Source organism: Verrucomicrobiia bacterium (assembly GCA_035946615.1).
Classification (GTDB): Bacteria; Verrucomicrobiota; Verrucomicrobiia; order Limisphaerales; family UBA8199; genus DASYZB01.
This window is the reverse complement of record DASYZB010000058.1, coordinates 42,793-51,698: the sequence shown is the minus strand read 5'-3', so window position 1 is coordinate 51,698 and position 8,906 is coordinate 42,793. Positions and strand designations below refer to the sequence as shown.

General features: G+C 59.4%; 7 protein-coding genes. 3 read left to right on the top strand and 4 right to left on the bottom strand.

All coding sequences use genetic code 11. The features are described 5' to 3' along the window. Positions 1–120: 120 nt before the first annotated feature. The 3 genes from VG146_09580 to VG146_09570 form a co-directional block, all read right to left on the bottom strand. Complete coding sequence (locus tag VG146_09580) at positions 121–1,260, bottom strand: NPCBM/NEW2 domain-containing protein (protein HEV2392599.1); 1,140 nt, start codon at positions 1,258–1,260, stop codon at positions 121–123. A gap of 250 nt (positions 1,261–1,510) precedes the next feature. Beyond that, the gene (locus VG146_09575; GenBank protein ID HEV2392598.1) at positions 1,511–1,744 is read right to left on the bottom strand and encodes an FmdB family zinc ribbon protein; all 234 of its coding nucleotides are present in this window, start codon (positions 1,742–1,744) and stop codon (positions 1,511–1,513) included. Between the two features lie 114 nt (positions 1,745–1,858). Beyond that, positions 1,859–2,488: a phosphoribosylanthranilate isomerase gene (locus tag VG146_09570; protein ID HEV2392597.1), complete on the bottom strand. Its 630-nt coding sequence runs from the start codon at positions 2,486–2,488 to the stop codon at positions 1,859–1,861. Between the two features lie 86 nt (positions 2,489–2,574). Between VG146_09570 and VG146_09565 the strand changes: the two genes are divergently transcribed. The 3 genes from VG146_09565 (at position 2,575) to VG146_09555 (ending at position 7,987) form a co-directional block, all read left to right on the top strand. Next, the gene (locus VG146_09565; protein ID HEV2392596.1) at positions 2,575–3,597 is read left to right on the top strand and encodes an L-threonylcarbamoyladenylate synthase; all 1,023 of its coding nucleotides are present in this window, start codon (positions 2,575–2,577) and stop codon (positions 3,595–3,597) included. A 232-nt stretch (positions 3,598–3,829) separates the two neighbouring features. Beyond that, the gene (locus VG146_09560) at positions 3,830–5,320 is read left to right on the top strand and encodes a TolC family protein (protein HEV2392595.1); all 1,491 of its coding nucleotides are present in this window, start codon (positions 3,830–3,832) and stop codon (positions 5,318–5,320) included. Between the two features lie 3 nt (positions 5,321–5,323). Next, positions 5,324–7,987, top strand: a complete 2,664-nt coding sequence (locus tag VG146_09555; protein HEV2392594.1) for a glycosyltransferase — start codon at positions 5,324–5,326, stop codon at positions 7,985–7,987. Here the strand turns inward: VG146_09555 and VG146_09550 are convergent. Further along, positions 7,976–8,899: a ThuA domain-containing protein gene (locus tag VG146_09550; GenBank protein ID HEV2392593.1), complete on the bottom strand. Its 924-nt coding sequence runs from the start codon at positions 8,897–8,899 to the stop codon at positions 7,976–7,978. The genes VG146_09555 and VG146_09550 overlap by 12 nt on opposite strands. Between the last annotated feature and the right edge of the window lie 7 nt (positions 8,900–8,906).

Sequence of the window (8,906 nt, the reverse complement as noted above, 5' to 3'; positions counted from 1 at the left end):
CGAAGGTATTTTAAAGTCACCCAGAGGACCGCTCCTGTGAGTTGGAAAGCTCTTGAAAGCAGCAAAACCGCGCAACACTGCGGAAAACTAAGGTCTGAACCTCCAATAACCTCCCATAAATTAGCGCCAAAATGTCAGCTCGTGTTTATAGCTGCCTTCATGGCCGGCGCATGTCTTTGGTCCTGGGGATGAATAAAGCCCCATCTTCAAACCCTTGCTGTGGACGTAATCGGTTAGGGCCTTCATATCGGGGAATTTCTTGTTGGACATCACGTTGCCGCCGGCGTCGCGTCCCGCTTCCCAGCAATCATCGATATTGATGAAAGTCCAGCCGTGATTGATCAAACCGCTGCTGACCATCGCGTCGGCCGCCGCCCGCACTTTGTCTTCGCTCACATCGCATCCGAAACAGTTCCAACTATTCCATCCCAGCGGCGGGGTCAGGGCGATCGTGTCGCCGCAAACGATTTTCAGCGGGCGAGCGGCTGTCCCGAGCGCATTGGCGGCCTTGAGATTAACGGTGTAAATGCCCTTTTCTTTCAGTCCACCCGTGATTCGACCGGTTTGCGGGTCAAGTTCGAGCCCTGATGGGAGGTTTTCGGCGCTGAAGGTCATGGGCCTCTGGCCAGTAGCCGCTATCGTAAACAGAAACGGCGCTCCGGGACGCACCCCGAACACCCGGGCGCCATTGATGCGGGGGTTGGGGCCGGATTTGGGCGTCAAAACCACCGCTGGTTGGCGCGCCGGGGCAACGGCTTGAGGTTTGCCCGAGGCCATGACGATGCTGGCGTCAGCCCAATCCGCGTGGTCGTAATTAATGTCTGCTCCGCCATCCACAAAGAGCACCAGCGTTTTCATCCCGCGCAGAGGCACCGAAACTTTTTTGGCACGATCTCCGCCATGCAATTCGCCGCTTTGCCAGAGCAGCTTCCTGTCTCCAATCACTTTGAACGTCACGCTGCCTTTCTCACCCACTTCATCGTCCACACCTACAACGGCCATGAAAGTTTCGGCAGTCCCGCCCAGGGCGATACGAAAGGTGCTGTTGGCGTGCGTGCCCACGCCGTGGTCGTAGCGCTTGCCATCCAGAAAGAGGGGATGGCCATCGACGGATTTGTTTGCGCGCGGTTCACCCCAGCCTTGCTCGATGTACTGCAGGTCCAGGGTTTCCAAGCCGAATGTTTGCGCCCGGACCGGCAGCGCCAGCCCGGTGAAAAGAGCCGTCAGTGCAAGGATTCTCTTCGCCTTCATCGCCTTCATTGTATTCCTTTTCTTGCTCGATACCCCGGCATACTGGGAGGACCGTGGGATGGACTACACACAGAGGGACCCCTCTCCCCTCCCGAAGGGGAGAGGGAGAAGCATCGGGGGATTAAGGATGTAGTTCATGTTAGGGACTACTCAATAACGACCCGCACACTCCATCGGAGTGGTCGAATCGGATGGGGAATATTCAGCACACGCTCGTTCGATACCGTTGACGACCATGGGGCCGGGACGAAGGAGGGCATCAGTGGTTATGCCGTCCTCCGCTGCAATGGCAACCGCACGAGCCGGGGCTGGCGGCGTTGCATGCAGATGCTTCGCCAGGGTTGGCTGCGGCCGCAGAAGCAAATACTGAAAGCTTCTTCGAGAGCTTGGTCGAGCCGCAATGAGGACACTGTGCGCCCTTCCATTTGCTGGACCGCACCAGGAGTTCGCTGTCCCGTTTGCACTTGTCGCAATGAAATTCGTAAATCGGCATGAGTCGCAAGGTAGCGAGCGGGGCAAAAAGCTCAAGCGCGAAGACTGGCCCCCTTTGGTTCACCGGGAAGTTGCTGATCAGAGACTCCTTACGTCGTCTCCTACAAGTCGTCTCCTACAAACTTTTGGCGGCCACTCTGGCGGCTTGGATGAACGCTCTGACTTTGGCCGCGTCTTTTCTTCCGGGCTCCCTTTCAACTCCGGTTGATACATCCACTCCGTAAGGCCGCATGCGACGCACGGCTTCGGCAACGTTTTCAGGAGTCAACCCGCCGGCCAGAAAGATTGGCTTGCCCCATCGCATTGCCGGCAGGGCCAGCTCCCAATTAAAGGTTGCCCCTGTGCCGCCCGGTTTGCCGGCAACACAAGTGTCCAGGAGCCAGGCCTCAGTCGGATAGCTGCGGAGCGGTTCCAGCGACGAGGCGTCCCGTATGCGGAATGCCTTCATGCTCATCAATCCGAACTGATTGCAGTAATCGGGCGGCTCATCGCCATGGAACTGCAACAGGCTCAGCCCGCATACATTAACGGCCCGGAACACCTGCTCGACAGGGGCATCGACGAAAACTCCCACCTTCATAATGAAAGGGGGCAATTGGCGGATGATCGCGGAGGCGGCTTCAAGCGAGACACGACGCGGGCTCGATTCACAAAAGACAAAGCCCAGCGCATCAGCTCCCGCCTCCGCTGCCGCTAAACCATCCTCGACATTAGTGATGCCGCATATTTTGACTTTAACTTCCATTCGCTCTCTCAGCATCCCATTCACAGGCCGGAACCACAAATCTTTTGAGTATCCTTCGGGACAGTTCACGGGCAAATTCCCGCTCCATGCGAAAAGGGCAGCGCTACGCCAGCACAATGATGCGTACCGATGCGCCCGAGTTGTTTCGGGCGGCACTCAAGCGGGCGGCGCAGTTGCTGCAGGCGGGTGAGGTGGTCGCGGTGCCGACCGAGACGGTCTATGGACTGGCGGCCAACGCGCTCGATGCCCAGGCGGTTTCACGGATTTTTAATGTAAAGAACCGTCCCGCGCACAACCCTTTAATTGTCCACGTCGCCAGTCTTTCAATGGCCAAGAGCTGTGTCGCGCAGTGGCCGCCCCTCGCTGCAAAATTGGCCCGCGCCTTTTGGCCCGGGCCTCTGACCCTGGTGCTGCCACGGGCCAGGAGCATTCCAGACGAGGTCACGGCCGGCGGGCCCACCGTTGGGATTCGCTGGCCGCGCCACTCTTTTATCCAGGCCCTTATCCGATACTGCGGTTTCCCATTGGCAGCGCCCAGCGCAAACCCTTCCAATCAGATTTCCCCGACGCGGGCGGAGCATGTGCTCAGAGCGCTGGGTGGAAAGGTTCCGCTGATTGTAGATGGCGGACCGGCTCAAGTGGGCATTGAATCGACGGTGCTGGACATCACCGCCTCTCCGCCTCGCCTGTTGCGTCCCGGGATTATCCATGAAGAAGCCCTGCTGGCGGTCACAGGCCGGCTCGCGCGAGGCCCCAGCCGGGCCGCTCTTACGCGCAGCCCCGGCCTGCTTCGCAAGCACTATGCGCCCCGCGCCCGACTGGTCATTTGGCGGTGGCAGGATGAAGGGGAATTGCGAACTCGAAGCATTGAGTCCGGCATCAGGCCGCATAAAATCCATGTCCTCGCCCATACGCGCATCCCTTCAGGAAAGGACTTCGCGCGTCTTTCCGTCATGCCTCGCGATGTTCAGGCCTTTGCGCGGGCGCTCTACTCCGAATTACACCGGTGCGACGACGCCGGGGCGGAGTTGATTATTGTCGAGGCCTTGCCGTATAAAAGTGAATGGCAGGCGATTGCGGATCGTCTGAAAAGGGCGGCGGCCCCTTGACTATTTATTTGGCCGCGGTTCGACGTGGCAGTGTGAAACAATTGGACTCGTTGCAGTGTCTGGATCGGTGAGCGGCTGGCCGTTCGCTCGCTTTTATTCGGTGCGGCACTGTGGGCGACTGCGCTCGTCTAAGCCCAATGGACGGGCTGGCAGGTTGCGTTTCGGCTTGTCGCGCCGTGGGCAATAAGGTTTGTTTGACGAAATGGATTGAATTCTTCAATCTTTGCACAAAATGAGACTGCTTAGAATCTGGTTGGCTTTGGCTCTGTTCGGCACTCTGGCGCCTGCGCAGACGAACGCTCCAATTGAAACCCGGCGCTTATCGTTGCAAGATTGCATCGAGCTGGCGTTGAAACACAACCTCGACCTGCAGATCGACCGCTACAATCCACAAATCGCCCTGTTCACTTTGAACCAGGCCTACGGCGGTTTTGACCCGACTCTCTCGATATCGGGCCAGCACGATCACAGCGAAAGCGGACGCCAACTGCTGGCCGGCGGCTTTATCATCCCTTCGGCCTCAAGCGATGATAACCGGTTCAGTTCGGGCCTCACCGGCGCCTCCCCCATTGGCACGACATACAGCTTTACGGGCAGCGCCATTGACACCTACGGCGCCAGCGGCGGCTCCGACTTCCGCAACAGCGTGGGGTCCGCCTCCTTCAGCCTCACCCAACCTTTACTGAAGAATTTTTGGATTGACAGCAACCGACTGACGATTCGTGTGGCCAAGAACCGCCTGAAGTACTCCGAGCTATTACTCAAGTTGCAGATCATGCAAACGGTGACGGCGCTCGAGCAGGGCTATTACGACCTCATCTATTCCCGCCAAAACGTGGTGGTGCAGCAGAAAGCGGTTGAATTGGCCGAGCGCCTGGTGCAGGAGAACAGGAAACGACTCGAGGTCGGCGCGCTGGCTCCGCTGGATTTGCAATCCGCCGAGGCCCAGGCTGCCTCGAGCCGGGCTGCGGTTATTGCCGCACAAATCCAGGCCGACACCCAGGCGCGCGTGCTGAAACAGCTCATCACCGACCAGTACCGCGAGTGGGCTTATATTGCCCTGGAGCCCTCCGGTACGCTCACTGCCCCGCCGCCGGTGGTGAATTTGCAAGACAGTTGGAACAAAGGGCTGAGCGAGCGGCCAGACCTGCTGCAGGCCCGCCTCGATGTCGAGCGCCAGGGTATCCAACTCAAATACGACCGCAACCAGCTTTACCCCGAGCTCGATGCCTTCGGCACCTACGGTTACAATGGTACCGGCCCACAGTTCAGCGACGCCTTTTACGATATGCAGTTGTTCGATCGGCGCTTTTACACTTACGGTGGCAGGATCAGTGTGCCACTGACCAACATCCGGGCCCGCAATGCTTACCGTTCGGACAAGGCCAACCTGCAACAGCTTGTCCTAACGCTCAAAAAACAGGAACAAGCTATCATGATCCAGATTGATAACGACGTGGGAACCATCCGCGCCAATTTTGACCAGGTCCAGGCTACGCGCACGGCCCGCGAGTACGAGGAAGCAGCCCTGGATGCTGAGCAGAAAAAACTCCAGAGTGGCAAGAGCACCACTTATACCGTGCTCCAGGTCCAGCGCGACCTCACGTCGGCGCGCGGCAGCGAAATCCAAGCCCTGGATACCTATAATAAGAGCCTCTCGCAGCTCAGCATAGATGAAGGCTCGACACTCGACCGGCTTGGCATCGATCTGGAAGTAAAATAATCCATGGCGCTTGCCTCCCCCCTTCGATCGCGCGTGAGCGTGGCAGGCAAGTTCTTCCGGTTGGACGACCAGAAGTTCTACGTCAAAGGGTTGACCTATGGACCCTTCCAGCCCGACCCAACCGGCCAACTGTTCGCCTCACCGGAGCAAACCGCAAAGGATTTCGAGCGCATCCGGCTCATGGGCGCCAATGTGGTGCGCCTTTATCAGCCTCCACCCCGCTGGCTCCTCGATCTGGCCATCGAGCACAAACTGAAGCTGTTCGTCGATATCCCCTGGAATTCCCACTTGTGCTTTCTGGATTCAGCCAGCCAGCGCGAGGCCGCCTGCCATGCCATTCGCCGCGCCGTCTTCGCCTGCGCGCGGCACCCGGCCATCTTCGCATACAGCGTCGCCAACGAGCTTTCGCCCGATATCCTGCGCTGGAGCGGCGCCAGAGCCGTGGCCGATTTCATCGACAGTCTCATCCAGGAAGGACGCCGGGTCGATCCCGATGCCCTGTTTACCTTCGCTAATTTCCCGCCTACCGAGTTCCTGCGGCCCCAAGGCCCCGACTTCCTCTGTTTCAATCTCTACCTCCATCAGCGACCCGCCTTCAGCGGCTATCTGGCGCGGCTGCAAATGCTTGCCGAATCCAAGCCGCTGCTGCTAGGAGAACTTGGGGTGGACTCCCTGCGCGAAGGCGAGCCGCGCAAAGCCGAGATGCTCTCGTGGCAAATCGAAGGAACCTTTCGCGCCGGGCTCGCGGGGGCTGTCGTTTTCAGTTACACCGATGATTGGTGGCGCGAGGGCGAGCACGTCGAAGGCTGGCAGATGGGGCTGACAACGCCGCAACGCGAGCCCAAGGAATCTGCCCGGAGGGTCGAGCGCGCCTTTGGGGCCGCTCCTTATTTCCCCCTGCCCCGCTATCCCAAGGTCTCGGTAATCGTGGCCAGTTACAATGCCGAGCGCACTCTGCAAACGTGCCTCGAATCCCTTGAACGTCTCAATTATCCTGATTATGAGGTCATTCTTGTCGATGACGGCTCGCGCGATACTACCCGGCAGATTGCCTTCCTCCATCCGGCCGTCCGCTATATTGAGCACGAGAAGAATCTTGGGCTGTCGGTGGCGCGCAATTCGGGCCTGGGGATTGCCACCGGGGAAATCGTCGCATTCACCGACGCCGATTGCCGTGCGGATGAGGACTGGCTCTACTACCTGGTTGGTGGATTACTTGACGGCGGTTTTGAAGGCATCGGCGGACCTAACCTGATGCCGCCGGAAGACTCATCGCTGGCCGCTGCGGTCCTGGTCTCTCCAGGAGGCCCGGCTCACGTCATGCTGACGGACCGCCAGGCCGAGCACATCCCGGGCTGCAATATGGCCTTCTTTAAAGACGCCATTGATGAGGTGGGCGGCTTCGACCCCATTTTTCACCAGGCAGGCGACGACGTGGACCTGTGCTGGCGCCTGCAGCAAGCTGGTTTTAAGCTCGGGTTCAGTTCCGGCGCGTTTGTCTGGCATTACCGCCGCTCGACGTTGCGGGAATACCTGAAGCAACAGCACGGCTATGGGGAGGCAGAAGCGCTCCTGGTCCGCAAGCATCCCGGGTACTTCAATTGGTTTGGCGGCAGCCTGTGGCGTGGCCGGATTTACGCCACCTCAAACTCCGGCCTGCTCCTGCGCGCGCCGATGGTTTACCGCGGCCTGTTCGGAAGCGCTGGATTCCAATCCCTTTACGCCTCTCAACCGGCGCTCAGCCTGATGCTGTGCACCACGCTGGAGTATTACCTGCTGGTGGTTGTGCCGCTGTGGATTCTATCGGCCGTTCTTCATCATCTGCTCCCGCTAGCCATCACCGCGTTGCTCCTGCCGCTGGGTGTCTGCGCGGCGGCGGGGGCCCAGGCCTCGCTGCCCAAGGCAAAAAAACGGCCTTGGTCGCGGCCCCTGGTGGCGCTGCTGTTTTTCCTCCAGCCCATCGCGCGCGGCTGGGCTCGGTATCAGGGCCAGTTGCTGGTGCGGCCCGCTCCCCTGGCAGCCCGCCAGACCCTCGATTCGATTGCGTTACGCGACAGCCATCAGCCACTGAACGAAACGGATTACTGGAGCCCCGCGCCGGTCCATCGGCTTGCATTCATCGCTGAGGTCCTTGGGCGCCTCGAACAGCAAGGTTGGCCGCATAAAGCCGACATCGGCTGGTGTGATTACGATGTCGAGATTTATGGCGGGCGTTGGACCAGCCTCCAGCTCGTCACCGTTGTCGAAGACCACTCACGCGATTACCATCTGCTGCGCTGCCGGCTCCGAGGCCGCTGGTCGCTCCCCGCCCGTGCCGCCTTTGCCCTTCTGGCCGGCGTCGAGTTGCTCGCGCTCGGATTTTTCGGTCGGGGCCTGACTTGGCTGTGGCTCATCCTCCTGGCCCTTCCCCTGCTGGCATGGTTGTTCAGGCGCCAGCAGCGCAGCCTTCAAAGCCTCCTGATTGTGTTTCTGGACGAGTTGGCAAAGCAATGGAAGCTGGCTAAGCCCGCGCCCCCCGCATCCCCTCCGCGCCCCGAGACTATCCCAGCCGGTCCTTCCCCTTTTGCGCCCGAAACCAGGCAGCGCGATAGTGGTGGGTTCCCTGCTCCGCAAGAAAAGCCCCCATCGCCTGCACAAGAAGACACCCGAAATGGTTCAGGCGGGTGACGGATTCTGCGACGCCCCAGGCGCGGCCTTGCGGATATTGGGCCGAATACGCGCGGACTCATTGCCCGTAGCCCACTGAATACCGCCCAGGAGAAGCTTTTTGAAGACGGGGTTGGTCCAGACGTCTTCACGATGCCCCATGCTGGTGTAGAAGACGCGCCCGCGCCCGTGATGGCGCGCCCAGGTCTCCGGATAAGGCGGCCGTTGGTACATCGCCCCTTTCATCCCGTGGGTATCCTGGACCAGGATGACATGAAGGTCAGGCGCGAAATTCTTCAGTGAGTACCACTCCTCGAGCGGGCCGAAGTCCTCCGAAAAACCCTCCATGCCGGGGAAATGCATGTCGATAGGAATGATCCGTGACTTTTGCTGAGCGCCATGGATGATGAACTCCCCCCCCAGCATGGCGATATACGGGTCCATCTGGCCGGGCAAGTCGTCCTTATAGCGGGTGTCGGCGTGCTCATAGTTCGGACTATGGAAGGTGTCGGAAGCGCAGTGGGAGCCGATAAAACCTTTGCCATTGTGAATAGCATCCAGAAAGGCTTGCTTGCCTTCGGGGCTCATCGGCGGGTTCTTATCATTGCCATCCTTGGTCAAATCTCCGGTGGTGACAAAGAAATAGGCGTCGAATTGCTCCAAGTACTGCGGATTGAACAAACTGCCGTCCTTGGAGAATGTGAATTCAACGTTTTGCTCCGGCCCCCATTCCTGCAGCAATTTTTCCGCGAAGCTCAACTCGCCACCGTGCCGGTGAATGACGCTGTGTTCGAACCCGGAGGATTTGGAGAAGAAGAGGACCTTTCGTTTCTTGGGGCTGGCTGCCGCATTGAGCGCAGAGGGGAAGAGACTAAAGGAAGCCGCTGCCAAGCTGGCGCGGACGAGCATTTCACGTCGATTGAATTGTTTCATACGCCAA